This is a genomic window from Paraburkholderia sp. UCT31 (assembly GCF_014397655.1).
GTDB lineage: Bacteria > Pseudomonadota > Gammaproteobacteria > Burkholderiales > Burkholderiaceae > Paraburkholderia > Paraburkholderia tuberum.
Genome location: NZ_VZQP01000015.1, coordinates 108,202 through 123,737, shown reverse-complemented (window position 1 = coordinate 123,737; position 15,536 = coordinate 108,202). Strand labels below are relative to the sequence as shown.

Sequence of the window (15,536 nt, the reverse complement as noted above, 5' to 3'; positions counted from 1 at the left end):
TGACGGTCAAGGCGCCTGCGACGCCACATTCGACGACTCCACCAACGTCGATCTGACGATCACCTCCGCGCGCACGTCCCGCCCAATCGCTTCGATCGCGGGACGCATGCGCGTGAAATCGTCGGGCGTGCAGACGTCGCTGTCGAAATGGGTGGCGCCGTCGCGCGTCATCGTGACCACGTTGCTGCGCGGGTCGAACGCGTACTGCGACGTGAAATCGACGAAGCGGTCCTGCGTGCGTTGCGCCTCCGGCATGTCGAGCACGCGGAAATTGGCCGGCAGTTCGATGCGCGCGCGTTCGTGGATCGCGAGGTTGTGGCACACGAACGGCTGCGTGCGCTTGCGTTCGCCGAGCCAGTAGCGCGTATCGGCTTCGACGCCGCCGCCGAGGCTCGTCAAGGCCGGAATCGAGGCCGTCATGCCGGTCACCACGAGACTCTCGAGCGTGCCTTTCATCGTCAGCGTGAGCGGGCCGTCGGCCGCGCTGAGGTCGCTCGTCGTCAGCGTCGCGGTGCCGCGCAGATTCGCGTTGCGCAACTCGGCCTGAATCGATTCCTCGCGTTGCGCGGGCGTTTGCGTGCGCAGCCGCGCGCGGGCCTGCTCGGCGTACGGCCCGGCATCCTGCAGCCGATACGTGAAGCTCGCCGAGCCATCCGGTTCGATCTTGATCGCGAGATCGGTGCTGCGCGACATCTGCGCGGTGGCCGGCGTCTGCGCGAGCACGCCGTCGCCGATCAGCACGGTAGGACGGTCCATGTCGGACGAAGGCAGAAAACCGAATTCGACGTTCGACGCGGTCGAATCCGCGTACATCTGCAAATCGGGCAGCCACGTGATCGCATGATTGATGACGCCGTAGCCCGGGACGCTCGGCAGCGTGTAGATCGTGCCGCTGCTGATCAACGCCGGCTCGTTGCGCACGCCGACCGCGTCGAGCAGCGCGCCGTAGAGCGCGACGTGGTCCTTGCAGTCGCCATAGCGGTTCGCGAGAATCGCGCTCGCGCTGTGCGGCACGACGGCGCCACGTCCGACGTAGATCGCGACATAGCGGATATTGCGGCGAACCCAGTCGTACAGCGTTTTGGCTTTGTCGTGTGAGGTGTGATCGTGCGCGGTCAGCTGCTGCGCGAACTGGGTGATCGCGACGTCGCGCGCGCCCGGGTCGGCCGCGGAGCTGCGATAGGAGGCGGCGAACGCGGCATAGCTCGGGAAGGTCGACACCATCAGCCGATCACCGTACGACACGTACGCGACCGAGCCGCGTTCGAGCCGGTCGAAGTGTGCCTTGTCATAGCGGAATTCGTAACGCGTGCGGCCGTCGCGCGTGACCGGTGTCACTGCGCTGAAGCCGCGCGCGTCCGCATACAGCGGCTTGTCGGCGGGCAGGTCGTAGATCAGGCGGAAGTTGCGGGTCGGCGCGAGATCGGGCGGCGTGAAGTCGCTGAATTCGCCCGGCACTATCGGCTGACGCTGCGTCTTGCGGTACGTCAGATGCACGCGCGCGCCGGGTTCGACCGCGGGGAACACGATCACCTTTTCCTGGATGTCCTGGAACATCGGCGCGTCGAACGAGCGGACTTCCTGCACGTCGCGGATCTGCTCGGGCGCAACATCGTGACGCTTGCCGTCGGCGGTGACCGTGTAGGCCTCGAGGATCTGCACGTCGGCCATGTTGCGGTTGAACCAGACGTATTGCTGAGCGACCCGCTCGACGCCGGCTTCGTTGTTCACGCGCAGCGTCATCGAATCGAGCTTCGCATACGAGCCGTCAGCGTTGACGGCGAAGGTCTGCGTCTCGCCTTCGTTGGCGTAGGGATCGTCCAGGTTGAGCGGCGCGCTCGCGCTCGCGGCGTGAATGCCGGCCAGCCAGCCGGCGGAGGCAAGGACCACGAGGCAGAGTCGCATGACGGCGGGCTACACGCTGCAAGCGGCGCCACCCGACGCCGCAATCTCCCGCGCGGCCTTCGCGCCTTCGACCTGCAATAGCGTCGGCAGCGACACGCCATTTTTCGCCGCCGTCACCTCCGCCAGAATCGACACCGCGATCTCGGGCGGCGTCCTGCTGCCGATATAAATGCCGACAGGTCCATGCAAGCGGGCCAGTTCGGCTTCGTTCAGATCGAACTCCTTCAGGCGCTCGCGTCGCGCGTGATTGTTCCTGCGCGAGCCGAGCGCGCCGACATAAAACGCCGGCGTCTTCAATGCTTCCATCAGCGCGAGATCGTCGAGCTTCGGATCGTGCGTGAGCGCGATCACCGCGCAGCGCTCGTCGAGCTTCATGTCGATCACGGTATCGTCCGGCATCGTGCGTACGATCTTCGTGCCAGGCACGTCCCATTCCTCGGTGTATTCCTCGCGCGGATCGCAGACCGTCACCTGATAATCGAGCCCCACCGCGATATGGCACAGGTAGCGAGACAACTGCCCGGCGCCGATCACTAGCATCCGGTAGCGCGGGCCGTGGATCGTCAACAGACGCTCACCGTCGAAATGCACGCCGTCGGTCGCCTGCGCGTTGTCGAGCCGCACCGCGCCCGTCGTCATGTCGAGTTCGCGCGCGACGAGCCGGCCATTTTCGACCGCGTGACACAGCTCGGCGATGCCGCTTTGCCGTGTCAACGGTTCGAGCACGAGCTGGATCGTGCCGCCGCACGGCAGGCCGAAGCGATGCGCTTCCTCGGCCGTGATGCCGTACTTCACCGCCTCCGGATGTGTCTGCTCGATGCCCCGTTGCCGCACGCGATCGATCAGATCGTCTTCGATGCAGCCGCCCGACACCGAGCCCACCACGAGGCCGTCGTCGCGCACCGCGAGCATCGCGCCCTCGGGACGCGGCGACGAGCCCCACGTCTTCACGACCGTCACGAGGAGCGCGCGATGTCCGTCCGCGAGCCAGCGGGCGCTGGTTTTCAGAACTTCGAGATCCACGCTGTCCATGATTTCTTCCCTTTCTTTGCTTCGCCGCCGGACTCGCCGTCCGCGGCCTCGTTCGATTCCGTTTGCCCGGAGGCGGATGCGGCTTCGGCTTCGGTTTCGGTATGCACCGGGGCGTCGCCTTCCGCTGTTTCATCAGCGCTATTGTCTCCCGAGAGCTGGGCGCTCAAGCGCTTGAAAAACTCCCCCGCAATCTTGCGCGCCGCACCGTCGACGAGCCGCGAGCCGATCTGCGCGAGCTTGCCGCCGACCTGCGCATTGGCGGTGTAGGAGAGCTTCGTCGCGGCATCGCCGTCGGCTTCGAGCGAGACCTGCGTGTTGCCCTTGGCAAAACCCGCGGCGCCGCCCTGGCCTTCGAACACAATGGTGTAGCTGTTCGGCGCGTCGATCTCGGTCAGTTGCATGCGCCCCTTGAAGCGCGCCTTGACCGGGCCGACCGCCGCGACCAGCGTGACCAGGTACGCGTTTTCGCCGTCCGGGTCGATGCTTTCGCAGCCGGGAATGCAAGCGCGCAGAATCTCGGTGTCGTTCAACGCGTCCCAGGTTTGCTGCTGCGCGACCGGCAGCGTATGCGTTTCGCTCAATTCCATGACGTTGCTCCTGCGAGTGTCGTCGCGGCGACGGCGTGGCGAGGCGCGCGCGTCAGTTGCGCGAGATCGTGGCCGAACGCTGCGAGACTGTCTAGATTATGAACCGGACGATGCGCGTCGACATACGGCAGGATCGCTTGCACGCCGCGCGCCTTCGGAGTAAAGCCGCTGAACCGCAGCAGCGGATTGAGCCACACGATGCGATGCGCGAAGCGTGCGAGGCGCGCCATTTCGGTATCGAGCACGTCGATCGCTTCGTGATCGAGACCGTCGGTGACGAGCAGCACCGTCGCACGACCTGTGAGCACGCGGCGCGCCCAGCGTCGGTTGAACTCGGCGAGCGCCGCGCCGATGCGCGTGCCGCCCGACCAGTCGACCACCTGATCGCTGAGCGTCGCGATCGCGACGTCCGGATCGCGTTCGCGCAATGCGCGCGTCGCGTTCGTGAGCCGCGTGCCGAACAGAAACACCTGCAGACGTTCGCGCGACTGCAACAACGCGTGGCAAAAGTAGAGCACCGCGCGCGAGTAGTTGCTCATCGAGCCGGAAATGTCGAGCAGCAGCACGAGCGGCGGCTTGCGCTCCACCCTCGCGCGATACTTCCACACGGTCCAGTCGCCACCGGCGCGCACCGCATGCCGCGCGCTCGCGCGCAAGTCCGCATGCGTGCCGTGCGATGCCGCCTTCAGGCGCCGCGTCGATTCGGTTGCGAGCGGCAGCCGCTGGCCGCGAATCAGATGCCGCAGCGTGCGCCATTCGTCGGCGTTCAGCGTGTCGAAATCGCGATGACGCAGCCGCTCTTCGGCGCTGAACGTCAACTGCGCATGCAACTCGTGCTGCTCGGTTTCCTGCGGCGCATTCAGATGCGGCGAGGGTGGCATGCGCACCGCGAGCGCATCGGCGAGACGGTTGTTGCGCTTCGGCGGTGGCAGCCCGTCGCGCACTTTCGGCAGCAGCAGCGCGCGCAGCTTGCCTTCCCAATCGGGGTCGCGCCAGAACAGATCGAACGCGGCATTGAAGAGTTCGCGTTCGTCGGGCGCGGTGACGAGCAGCGCGGCAAGCGCGGCGTGCACGTCGTCGCGGCGGCCGAGGTCGATCCACTGCAACGCGTCGAGTGCGTCGACTGCTTGTGCGGGCGACATCGGCAAGCCGGCGCCGCGCAGCACGCGCACGAAATGGACGACGTTGCGCGCGAGCGTGGGCGCAGTGTGCTGGTTCGTGTCGTCGAGCCTGCCTGAGCCGGTTCCGTTCGTCATGCCAACGACCCTCACCCGGACAGACACTGCGCGATCTGCGCGGCATCCACACGCGCGAGATCGTCCTGATACTTGAGCAGCACGCCGAGCGTGTTCTGCACCGATTGTGGATCGAGCTCCGTGACCGACAGCGCTTCGAGCGCGCGGCACCAATCGATCGTCTCGGCGATGCCGGGCGCCTTGAACAGATCCATGCCGCGCAGCCGATGCACGAAGTCGACCGCGCGCCGCTGCAATTGCGCCGACGTTTGCGGCGCGCGCGCGGCGACGATCTCCAGTTCGCGATCGCGGTCCGGATAGCCGATCCATTGATACAGACAGCGGCGCTTCAACGCGTCGTGCACTTCGCGCGTGCGGTTCGACGTCATGATGACGAGCGGCGGCTGCGTCGCGCGCACGGTGCCGTATTCGGGAATCGATACCTGGAAGTCGGACAGGAGTTCGAGCAGGAATGCCTCGAACGGTTCGTCGGCGCGGTCAATTTCGTCGATCAGCAGCACGCGCCGCGCGCCGGGATGGTTTTCGTCGGGCATCAACGCCTGCAGAAGCGGACGCTTCAGCAGGAATTCGCCACGATATAGCGTGTCGTTGTCGGGGCGCTCGCCGCTCGCTTCGGCAAGCCGCAGCGCCATGATCTGGCGCGGGTAGTCCCACTCATACAGCGCGCTCGCGGTGTCGAGGCCTTCATAGCATTGCAGGCGCAGCAACGTGGTGCCGAGCATGCCCGCCGCCGCTTTCGCGAGCTCGGTTTTGCCGACACCCGGCTCGCCTTCGACGAACAACGGCCGCTCCATGCGCAGCGCGAGATACAGTGCGGTCGCGAGCTCGCGGCTCGCGAAATAGCGTTGGGCGGCGAGTTGGGCGAGGGTGTCGTCGATCGAAGCCGGCTGCATGGTGATCCTGAATCTGCGCGACAGGCCATGGCAAAGCGTGGCGCGAGTGAAGAACGCAATGGCCGCGAGCCCGGCGTCGAACTGTCGCGCCGGCTCGCGAAGTGAACGAAGCCGGCTTGCGCGCACCGTGGTGAAGGCGCGGCAAGCCGGGGCGCCTGGCGAGGATCGCTAGGCATTTGCCTTCGTGACCGCGCGCGCGGCGAGCACCGGAATCAGATGCGCGCGATACGCGGCGCTCGCGTGCATGTCGTCGTTCAGCTCGTCGGGCGACACGCTCACTGCACGTGCCGCCTCGGGCGTGAAGTTCGTCGACAGCGCGCTTTCGAGCTCGGCCACGCGAAACACCGATGATGCCGCCCCCGTTACCGCGACGCGCACGCCGCTCGCGGACTTCGCGACGAACACGCCGACCAGCGCAAAGTGCGAGGCCGGATTGCGGAATTTCTCGTATGCGGCACGCTCGGGCACCGGAAACTCGACGGCGACGATCAGCTCGTCGGGCGCGAGCGCGGTCTCGTACATGCCGACGAAGAAATCGGCCGAGGCGATGCGCCGCCGGTCCGTGACGATCGTCGCATCGAGGCCCATCGCCGCCGCCGGGTAGCACGCGGCCGGGTCGTTGTTCGCGAGCGAGCCGCCGATCGTGCCGAGCGCGCGCACCTGGCGATCGCCGATATTCGCGGCCAGCTCCGCGAGCGCGGGCAACACGCGCCGCACGTCCGCGTGTTCGGCGACGTCCGCGTGACAGACGGCTGCGCCGATCGTCACCGTGCTGGCGTCGACGGTGATCGTCCTGAGCGCGGGAATGCGCGTCACGTCGATCAGTTGCGACGGCTGCGCGAGACGCAGGCGCATCGTCGGCAGAAGGCTCTGGCCGCCGGCGAGGAACTTCGCGTCGCTGTCGGCGGTGAGGGCTGCGGCGGCCGCTTGCGGATCCGTCGCGCGTTGATACTCGAATGAATACATGTCGAATGCTCCGCTCAGGATCGTTGGGTCAGGCTTGCTTCGCGGCTTGAATCGCGGACCAGACGCGATGCGGCGTGGCCGGCATCTGCAGATTGGTCACGCCAAGCGGCGCGAGCGCGTCGATAATCGCGTTGATCACGGCCGGCGGTGAGCCGATCGCGCCCGCTTCGCCGCAGCCTTTGACGCCGAGCGGATTGTGCGTGCACGGCGTGCCCTTCGACGTTTCGACCGTGAAGTCGGGCAGGTCGGACGCATGCGGCATCGCGTAGTCCATGTAAGAGCCGGACAGCAACTGGCCGCTGTCGTTGTCGTACACGCAGCGCTCGAGCATCGCCTGACCGATGCCTTGCCCGAGCCCGCCATGCACCTGACCTTCGACGATCATCGGATTGATCACGTTGCCAAAATCGTCGACCGCGGTGAACTGCTGGATCCGGGAGACGCCGGTGTCCGGATCGACTTCGATCTCGCAGATATACGCGCCCGACGGATACGTGAAGTTGGTCGGATCGTAGAACGCGCTTTCTTCGAGCCCCGGTTCGAGCACGTCGAGCGGATAGTTGTGCGGCACGTACGCGGCGAGCGAGATCTCCGCGAACGCCTTGGTGCGGTCGGTGCCCGCGACGCGGAATACACCGTTCCTGAACTCGATGTCTTCAGCCGACGCTTCGAGCAGATGCGCGGCGATCTTCTTCGCCTTTGCTTCGATCTTGTCGAGCGCCTTCGAGATGGCCGAGCCGCCGACCGCGATCGAACGCGAACCATACGTGCCCATGCCGAACGCGATGCGGCCAGTGTCGCCGTGCACGATCTCGACGCTTTCGAGCGGAATGCCGAGGCGGTCCGCGACGACTTGTGCGAAGGTCGTCTCATGCCCCTGGCCGTGACTGTGCGAGCCCGTGAACACGGTGACCGAACCGGTGGGATGTACGCGAATCTGGCCGACTTCGAACAGGCCCGCGCGCGCGCCGAGCGCGCCCGCGATGTTCGACGGCGCGAGACCGCATGCCTCGATGTAGCACGAGTAGCCGAGGCCGCGGCGCTTGCCGTTGTTTTCGGATTCCTGCCGGCGTGCGGCGAAGCCCTCGACGTCCGCGAGCGTGAGCGCGCGCGAGAGGATCGCGTTGTAGTCGCCGGTGTCGTAGGTGAGGCCGACCGGCGTCGCGTACGGGAATTGCGTGATGAAATTGCGGCGGCGGATTTCCGCGGGGTCGAGTTTCATCTCGCGCGCCGCGGCTTCCACCAGGCGCTCGACGACGAACGTCGCTTCCGGCCGGCCCGCGCCGCGATACGCATCGACGGGAACGGTGTTGGTGAAGACCGCCTGCACTTCGGCGTAGATCGCGGGCGTTGCGTATTGCCCGGCGAGCAGCGTCGCGTACAGGATCGTCGGCACGCTCGACGCGAACGTCGACAGATACGCGCCCATGTTGGCGATCGTATGCACGCGCATCGCGAGGAACTTGCCGTCGGCGTCCAGCGCAAGCTCGGCTTTGGTCACGTGATCGCGGCCGTGCGCATCGGAAAGGAATGCCTCGGAGCGCTCGGCGGTCCATTTGACCGGCCGGCCGATCTTCTTCGACGCCCAGGTGAGCGCGACGTCTTCGGCGTACAGGAAGATCTTCGAGCCGAAGCCGCCGCCGACGTCCGGCGCGATCACGCGCAGCTTCGATTCCGGCAGCGACAGCACGAACGCGGCCATCAGCAGCCGCTCGACGTGCGGGTTCTGATTCGCGACGTACAGCGTGTAGCTGTCGTCCTGCGCCGAAAAGTTCGCGTTGACCGCGCGCGGCTCGATCGCGTTCGGCACGAGGCGGTTGTTGACGATGTCGAGCGTGGTTACGTGCGCGGCTTTCGCGAACGCGGCGTCGGTCGCGGCCTTGTCGCCGTGGCCCCAGTTGTAGCAGACGTTGTCGGGCACTTCGTCGTGCACGGCCGCTTGACCCGGGTCGGCCGCATGCACGGTATCGACGACGGCCGGCAGTTCTTCGTAATCGACTTCGATCAGTTCGGCCGCATCTTTCGCCGCCTTGATCGATTCAGCGATCACGAGCGCGACCTGATCGCCCACGTGCCGTGCTTTCGTATGCGCGATCACCGGATGCGGCGGCTCGTTCATCGGCTTGCCGTCGGTGCTGTGGATCAGCCAGCCGCACGGCAGTCCGCCGACGTTGTCGGCGGCGAGATCCGCGCCGGTGAAGATCGCGATCACGCCCGGCGACTGTTTGGCCGCGCTCGTGTCGATGCTTCTGATCTTCGCGTGCGCGTGCGGTGAGCGCAGGAACACCGCGTAGGTTTGCTGCGGCAGCACGATGTCGTCGGTGTACTGGCCTTTGCCGGTCAGGAAGCGATAGTCTTCCTTGCGTTCGACGGCGGCGCCGATCAGGCTCTGTGTATCGGGTGCGTTCATCGTCGGCTCCTCAGGCGGCGGTGGCGCCGGCGGCATTCGCGCCGGCAGATGCGCTCGATGCGGCGGACTTCATACCCGCGGCGCCTTCGAGCACGGCCTTGACGATGTTGTGATAGCCCGTACAGCGGCATAGATTGCCGTCGAGCTGCTCGCGCACCTCGTCGCCCGTCAGATCGGGTTGACGCTGCACCAGCGACACCGCGTTCATCACAATGCCCGGCGTGCAGAAGCCGCATTGCAGACCGTGGCAGTGCTTGAACGCGGCCTGCATCGGATGCAGCGCGCCGTTGTGCGCGAGCCCTTCGATGGTCGTGACTTCCGCGCCATCGGCTTGCACGGCGAGGATGTTGCAGGACTTGATCGCGCGGCCGTTCAGATGCACGGTGCAGGCGCCGCATTGCGCCGTATCGCAGCCGACATGGGTGCCGGTCAGACGGAGTTGATCGCGCAGGAACTGGACAAGCAGGGTGCCAGGGTCGACTGAGGCGCTCACGGGCGCGCCATTGACCGTCAGACTGATGCTGATCGCCATGAAGCTGTCTCCTTTGTCGACCGCAGTTAGCGCTTCAGCGCTTACTGCGGTCCCATGCGTTTATCGCGGTCGATCGGAGCGAGCGCGTTGGGGTATCGATCCGTGCCTCGGCGCAGACCACGATCCCATGCAAGATAGTTGCTGTGGGTGAGACCGGACCTGTGATTGTTATTACCCCCTGCTTTGCTTCGACTGCGTGCTGACTTCGATTCGCCAGGTCCGATGAGGGTACTACGGGTTTTACAAATCTGCCGAAAAGTAAAGCACAAATCGCGCGGGCGCGCTATGAGGGGAAGTGTGTCGGCGCGCGCGAGAGCACGAAGAGAACATGGCGGCCACGGAATGGGACGCCGCAAAGGCAAGCGCCCCGTCTGCGGAGCATGACGGGGCGCATCGATAGATCAGCGGAAAGCGAGGCCACGCTCGCGAGCATTCAGCTCATTGGCGTGGCTTCATCGAAACGGCGCATTACTTTGCCAGTTTCGAATGACGGCGCGAGTAGCCGAAATAGATAACCATGCCGATCAGCAGCCAGATCACGAACGCGCCCCACGTGATGCCTTGCAGATTCAGCATCAGGAACAGGCACGATGCGACCGCGAGCACCGGCACGACCGGCACGCCAGGGCAACGGAACGCGCGCGGCAGCTCTGGGTGCGTCTTGCGCAGCACGAGCACCGCGATCGACACCATCGAGAACGCCGCGAGCGTGCCGATATTGATCAGCTCAGCCAACACATTGAGCGGCACCAACGCGCCGATCAGGCCGAAGAAGATGCCGACGAGCCACGTCGTGAAGAACGGCGTCGCGAAACGCGGATGCACTTTCGACAGCTTCGCGGGCAGCAGGCCGTCGCGCGACATCGCGAAGATCACCCGCGTCTGACCGTAGGCCATCACGAGAATCACGGTCAGCATGCCGAGCACGGCGCCGAGGTCGATGAAGCCCGCGACCCAGTTCTGCCCCGCGAGTTGCAGCGCGTACGACACCGGGTGCGAAATGCCCATGAACTTCCCGGACGGCACGATGCCGGTGACGACCGCGGCCACGGCCACATACAGCACCGCGCACACGCCGAGCGACGCGATGATGCCGATCGGGAGGTCGCGCTTCGGATTCTTCACTTCTTCGGCCGCCGACGACACCGAGTCGAAGCCGATGAACGCGAAGAACATCACCGCGGCCGCGCCGAACACGCCGCTCCAGCCGTGAGGCATGAACGGGTGCCAGTTGGCCGGCGTGACATGAAACACGCCGACGCCGATCACGAGCAGCACGACGACGACCTTGATCGCAACCATGATGTTGTTGATTCGCGCGGATTCGCGCACGCCGAGCGACAGCAGCGTGGTGATCGCCATCATCACGAGGAAGGCGGGCAGGTTGAACAGCGTTTCGTGTCCGGGCACGGCGCCGGGGGCTGCGCTCAGCGCCATCGGCAGCGATACGCCGAAGCCCGACAGCAACGACTGCAGATAGCCGGACCAGCCGACCGACACCGCCGAGGTCGCGAGCCCGTACTCGAGCATCAGGTCCCAGCCGATGATCCACGCGGCCAGCTCGCCGAGCGTCGCATACGAGTACGTGTAGATCGAACCGGCGACCGGAATCGTCGATGCGAATTCAGCGTAGGCGAGCGCGGCGAAGCCGCAGGCGATCGCCGCGATCAGGAACGAGATCATCAGCGCGGGACCGGCCTGTAAGGCGCCCGTGCCGGTCAGCACGAAGATGCCGGTGCCGATGATGGCGCCGACGCCGAGGAAAGTCAGGTCGAGCGCGCCCAGCGCCTTTTTCAGGCCGGCGGTCTGAGCGCTCGTCGCAAGCATGTGCTCGACGCTCTTTTTGCGAAACAGGGACATTGGAGTGGATCTCCAGTGGTGCACGCTTGTTGCGCGCCGAATGTCGGGAAAACCCGCGATTCTAGCGGATGCGTGTCGCCGGGCTGGTTCGCGCGGCCCTTTCCGGGCCAAGGCGATGGGCGGAAACTTCTGCCAGGAGGTGATTTCGAGGAGGTCTTGCGGTGCCGGAAGCGGGGCGGCGGTGAAGCTATTTACTGAATAGTCAATTGATGAGGATGCAATCTCTCCGATTGCGCCGGCGCCACGATCGGACGACCGCGGCGCAACGCCGCAGGCACGGCTGGCGGCGCCTGCTGGGCTAGCCCGCCATCGCGGGATTCAGATCGACGAGGCGGTTGCTCATTACATAGAAGGTCAGCTCGGCGTTGTTGCGCAGCTTCATCTTGTCGAGCAGCCGCGTGCGGTACACGCTGACCGTCTTCACCGACAGCGACAGCGCGGCCGCGATATCGGTGAGACGTTTGCCGGACGCGAGCATGCACAGCGTCTGGTACTCCCGATCGGACAGCTTTTCGTGCGGCAACTGCTCGCCGTCGAACGACACGTAGTCGGCGAGCGCCTCGGCCATCTCGGGGCTCACGTACTTGCGGCCCGCCGCGACCTGCTGGATCGCGCCGATCATCTGCGCGGCATCGACCGTCTTCGACAGATAGCCGGACGCGCCGGCTTTGAGCGCGCGCACCGCGTACTGGTCCTCGCGGTACATCGAGAACATCAGCACCGCGACGCGCGGCGCCTTGCGCTTCAGACGCTTGAGCACCTCGACGCCATTCATGTCGGGCAGCGAAATGTCGAGCAGCACGACGTCGAAGCTCTGGTGGACGACCCGGTCGAGCGCTTCGGAGCCGCTTTGCGCCTCGGCTACCTCGCGCGCGACGCCGCGATCGACCAGCAGATGGCGAACGCCCTGGCGGACCACCGCGTGATCTTCGACGATCAGGATGCGCAGGCTCATGGTCGCGGGCTCACGATTGCAGCGCGCGCCGGGCGGCGCGCGGCGTTGGGGCGGCCGCGAGCAGCGCGTGCCACGCGAAGCGGGCCTGGATCAGGGTCCCGCGCGGGGTGATGGCGGCGTTGCTGCCAGTGCCGCTGTCCTCGCCACGACCGATGCTCGTGCGCCTCGCGCTGATTCGCAGCGTGCCGTCGAATGCGGCGCAGCGCGCCTGCATGCCGGCGAGGCCGAAATGACCGTCGGTTTTTTTCTGGCCACGGCGTTCGCGCGCGCCGCGCGGCAGGCCGATGCCATCGTCGCTGACGAGGAGCCTCAGATGACGCGCACCGGTTTCGACGCGCAGGTCGGCGCAGGTCGCGCGTGCGTGCTTCGCGACGTTGTTCAGCGCTTCCTGCGCGACGCGGAACACGGCGAGCGCGGCATCGGCGGGCAGGCGCGCGAGCCGCGCGTCGCCGCTGCAGGTGAAGGTGGTGCGCAAGCCGGTGCGCATGGAGAAGTCGCGGGCCCAGCACTGCAGCGCGCCGGCGAGGCCTGTCTCGAACGACGGCGCGTGCAGTTGCGCGATGGCGTCGCGATTTGCCGCCTGCACGGCGTCGAGCGAACGATTCGCGACCGCGAGCGCGGCCGCGCATTGCGGCGGCGCGTCGGCGGGCAGCCAGGTTTCGATGCCGGCGAGCGCGAAGCGCGTCGCAGTCAGCTCGGCGCCGACGCCGTCGTGCAGCTCGCGCGCGACGTGACGGCGCACGCTTTCCTGCGCGTCGACCAATTCGGCCGACAGCTCGCGTACCCGCGCGCGCAGCCGCTCGATCTCGCGCGCGGCGAGCGATGGCATGTCGAAGCCATCACGCTGCGCGGACGAAGCCAGCGCAGCGTTGAACGGGACGGCAGTCGACGTATCCATGAATTTCCCTCTCAGGAGGCGGAGTGGACGGCGAAGCGGGCACGCGCAGACGGAATCAAAGCCTGCGAATCACGAGGTTTCGCGTCGGACGAAACACGATGGCCCAACGTAACGAAATTTACATTCAGTAACAACTCTGGTGGACGACGATCGGTGCATGAATTCGTCTGATCTCGCGGCGCGATGATATCTCAAAAAGATTAAAAAAGCAGTCGCACCAAGGCTTAGCGCAGAGTCTTCAGGGATTACATGATGTTTACAGCGGACTCGTGCTGTCAGAGGAATTCTGACAGCGAAGGTGACGCAACGCGCTCCAATTTGTAACGGAGCAACAAAAAAAAAGGAGCCCGGAGGCTCCTTTTTTGGAATTCGCGGCACGCGGGCCGCGAAGAAGAATGCCGGCCGGCTTAGCCGACGAAGGCCTTTTCGACCACGTAATGGCCCGGCTCGTTGTTGCTGCCTTCCTTGAAGCCCGCGTCTTCGAGCAGCTTGCGCGTGTCGCGCAGCATGTGCGGGCTTCCGCACAGCATGACGCGGTCGTCCTCGAGCGAGAAACCCGGCACGCCGAGGTCGGCGAACAGCTTTTCGGTTTCGATCAGCTCGGTGATGCGGCCGCGGTTCTGGAACGCTTCGCGCGTGACGGTCGGGTAGTACAGCAGCTTTTCCTGTACGAACTCGCCGAGGTGTTCATGCGCCGGCAGGTGCTCGGTGATGTATTCCTTGTACGCGAGTTCGTCGACGAAACGGCAGGTATGCGTGAGGACCACGCGCTCGTAGCGGTCGTAAATGTCCGGATCCTTGATGATCGACATGAACGGCGCGAGGCCCGTGCCGGTGGACAACAGCCACAGCGTCTTGCCCGGCAGCAGGTTGTCGGCCACCAGCGTGCCGACCGGCTTCTTGCCGATCAGCACTTCGTCGCCGACCTTCAGGTGCTGCAGACGCGATGTGAGCGGGCCGTCCTGCACCTTGATGCTGAGGAATTCGAGATGTTCTTCGTAGTTCGCACTGGCGAGGCTGTATGCGCGCAGCAGCGGCTTGCCCTCGACCTGCAGGCCCACCATCGTGAACTGGCCGTTTTCGAAACGGAACGACGGATCGCGCGTGCAGGTGAAGCTGAAAAGCGTATCGGTCCAGTGATGGACGCTCAGGACGGTTTGTGAATTCAGGTTGCTCATGGCTTCTTGGATAGTGCGAAAACAAAGGCGGCCAGTCGTCTGAGCCGGCCGGCACGGCAAGGGGCGATGCTGCGCTGACCCGTGGTCGGGACTCCCGCGCAATCCGTCATTTTACCGTGCCCGCCGGGGCGGGGCCGCGGCGCGGCGGTCGAGCGTGGTAAAGCGGGTTGCCAAACCGGGAAGCGGCGGCGCCGGCATGCTGGCGCCGCGAAGTACGTTGGCGTGAGTGCGGCCGTGCTTCAGCGGGGTACGGCGATTCGGCGAACGCCGCGAAGGGCGGCTGCCATTGGTTGCCCGGCAGGCGCGAAAGCGACGCGCCGCAAGGGCAACATTGTCAGGATGATACCGAAAGGCGGCGTGCGCCGCAGCATTGACCCTGCTGATAAAACTGGCAAATGGGGCGGAACCCTGCCGGCGCCATCGAGATCGCCTCGCTTTCGACTATCGTTTGCGCGCCGCGATTTTTTGGGGAATACGCCCGACGTTGCCTCGTTTACGCAGGACGCGAGTCGCGCGAAGCCAGGCGGTGCGGTGGGTGGCCGGCCGGCGTGCCGTCCTGGAGCACGCTCAAACCCGGCGATGTGGTGGTGTCGAATTTCAATGCGAAGTCGAATCTGCAGGGAACCGGTACGACGATCGTCAAGCTCGTGTCCAACAGCGATCCGGTGACGTTCTTCCAGGGAAGCAATCTCGGTCTCACGACGGCGCTCGCCGTGCTGGGAAGCGGCTTCGTGCTGGTGGGCAATGTGCCGACCACGGATGGCAAGAACGTCGTCGCGCCGGGCTCGCTGCTCGTCACCAATCTTCAGGGCGGGCTCGTCAAGGAACTGAAAGATCCCAACCTGCTGGACGGCCCCTGGGATCTCACCGTGATCGACGGGGGGCGATTCGTCCGGGTCTTCGTCTCGGATGTGTTGAACGGAAAGGTCGCGCGGATCGATCTTGCCATCGGCGAGGATGGCGTTCAGATGCTGCTTGGCTCCACGAATACGGCGACCGTCTGGACGTTGCGCACCGACAGTCAATAAGGAAACCGGGGACGACGATCGGGGACGTCGTGACGC

The 15,536-nt window shown here is 65.6% G+C and carries 12 protein-coding genes and 1 pseudogene; 1 reads left to right on the top strand and 12 read right to left on the bottom strand.

Translation table 11 applies throughout. The features are described 5' to 3' along the window. Positions 1 to 6: 6 nt before the first annotated feature. The 12 genes from F6X40_RS15255 to F6X40_RS15200 form a co-directional block, all read right to left on the bottom strand. On the bottom strand, positions 7 to 1,905 hold the full coding sequence (locus tag F6X40_RS15255; RefSeq protein ID WP_187628390.1) for a DUF3857 domain-containing transglutaminase family protein: 1,899 nt from the start codon (positions 1,903 to 1,905) through the stop codon (positions 7 to 9). A 9-nt stretch (positions 1,906 to 1,914) separates the two neighbouring features. Beyond that, positions 1,915 to 2,937, bottom strand: coding sequence for an XdhC family protein (locus F6X40_RS15250; RefSeq protein WP_184002850.1), 1,023 nt, complete (start codon positions 2,935 to 2,937; stop codon positions 1,915 to 1,917). After that, positions 2,910 to 3,524 carry a CoxG family protein gene (locus F6X40_RS15245; protein WP_187628389.1) on the bottom strand — a complete coding sequence of 205 codons (615 nt, stop codon included), beginning with the start codon at positions 3,522 to 3,524 and terminating at the stop codon, positions 2,910 to 2,912. The genes F6X40_RS15250 and F6X40_RS15245 overlap by 28 nt, the downstream gene beginning before the upstream one ends. Continuing rightward, positions 3,515 to 4,780, bottom strand: a complete 1,266-nt coding sequence (locus tag F6X40_RS15240; RefSeq protein WP_184068856.1) for a vWA domain-containing protein — start codon at positions 4,778 to 4,780, stop codon at positions 3,515 to 3,517. The genes F6X40_RS15245 and F6X40_RS15240 overlap by 10 nt, the downstream gene beginning before the upstream one ends. 11 nt (positions 4,781 to 4,791) lie before the next feature. Then, positions 4,792 to 5,673, bottom strand: a complete 882-nt coding sequence (locus F6X40_RS15235) for an AAA family ATPase (protein ID WP_090802637.1) — start codon at positions 5,671 to 5,673, stop codon at positions 4,792 to 4,794. 168 nt (positions 5,674 to 5,841) lie between these two features. After that, on the bottom strand, positions 5,842 to 6,639 hold the full coding sequence (locus F6X40_RS15230; protein WP_184068850.1) for an FAD binding domain-containing protein: 798 nt from the start codon (positions 6,637 to 6,639) through the stop codon (positions 5,842 to 5,844). Between the two features lie 28 nt (positions 6,640 to 6,667). Then, on the bottom strand, positions 6,668 to 9,049 hold the full coding sequence (locus F6X40_RS15225; RefSeq protein WP_187628388.1) for a xanthine dehydrogenase family protein molybdopterin-binding subunit: 2,382 nt from the start codon (positions 9,047 to 9,049) through the stop codon (positions 6,668 to 6,670). A gap of 10 nt (positions 9,050 to 9,059) precedes the next feature. Further along, positions 9,060 to 9,581 carry a (2Fe-2S)-binding protein gene (locus F6X40_RS15220; RefSeq protein WP_187628387.1) on the bottom strand — a complete coding sequence of 174 codons (522 nt, stop codon included), beginning with the start codon at positions 9,579 to 9,581 and terminating at the stop codon, positions 9,060 to 9,062. A 468-nt stretch (positions 9,582 to 10,049) separates the two neighbouring features. Further along, positions 10,050 to 11,441 carry an amino acid permease gene (locus F6X40_RS15215; RefSeq protein ID WP_187628386.1) on the bottom strand — a complete coding sequence of 464 codons (1,392 nt, stop codon included), beginning with the start codon at positions 11,439 to 11,441 and terminating at the stop codon, positions 10,050 to 10,052. 298 nt (positions 11,442 to 11,739) lie between these two features. Beyond that, positions 11,740 to 12,396 carry a response regulator transcription factor RqpR gene (gene rqpR, locus F6X40_RS15210; protein WP_187628385.1) on the bottom strand — a complete coding sequence of 219 codons (657 nt, stop codon included), beginning with the start codon at positions 12,394 to 12,396 and terminating at the stop codon, positions 11,740 to 11,742. 10 nt (positions 12,397 to 12,406) lie between these two features. Further along, positions 12,407 to 13,294: a sensor histidine kinase gene (locus tag F6X40_RS15205; protein ID WP_187628384.1), complete on the bottom strand. Its 888-nt coding sequence runs from the start codon at positions 13,292 to 13,294 to the stop codon at positions 12,407 to 12,409. Between the two features lie 407 nt (positions 13,295 to 13,701). Then, entirely contained in the window at positions 13,702 to 14,472 is a 771-nt protein-coding gene (locus F6X40_RS15200; RefSeq protein ID WP_018419136.1) for a ferredoxin--NADP reductase, read from the bottom strand. Positions 14,473 to 15,020: 548 nt separating this feature from the next. On the opposite strand from F6X40_RS15200, the pseudogene F6X40_RS15195 reads away from it, so the two are divergent. Then, a pseudogene (locus F6X40_RS15195) lies at positions 15,021 to 15,491 on the top strand (hypothetical protein); the annotation flags it as partial. Between the last annotated feature and the right edge of the window lie 45 nt (positions 15,492 to 15,536).